Source organism: Neisseria sp. P0001.S005 (genome assembly GCF_051963715.1).
The window spans coordinates 1-310 of sequence record NZ_JBQCTZ010000908.1 but is presented as its reverse complement, the minus strand read 5'-3'; the positions used below and the strand labels follow the sequence as shown (position 1 = coordinate 310).

Genomic DNA, 310 nt, shown 5'->3' with positions numbered 1-310 from the left:
ACCCGTTTTCAATACTCTGCCATTATAAACCGAGACCCTGTTCGTTAATATATAAAAACAATGTAACAGCTTGTAGTCTTTCATTTCAAAAAACATTATAATTTATCGGATAAATTTACCCTTCACTACTTCAGGAGCTCCTCATGGCACTCGTATCCATGCGCCAATTATTGGACCATGCTGCCGAAAACAGCTACGGTCTGCCCGCATTCAACGTTAACAACCTCGAACAAATGCGCGCCATCATGGAGGCGGCCGACCAAGTCAACGCCCCCGTTATCGTTCAAGCATCCGCAGGCGCACGCAAATA

General features: G+C 45.2%; 1 protein-coding gene. It reads left to right on the top strand.

Translation table 11 applies throughout. The annotated features are described in order from the left end of the window. Positions 1 to 143 precede the first annotated feature (143 nt). Positions 144 to 310, top strand: a 167-nt coding sequence (locus ACTHSP_RS23450; protein ID WP_440346708.1) for a class II fructose-bisphosphate aldolase, incomplete at its 3' end; no start/stop codon positions are given.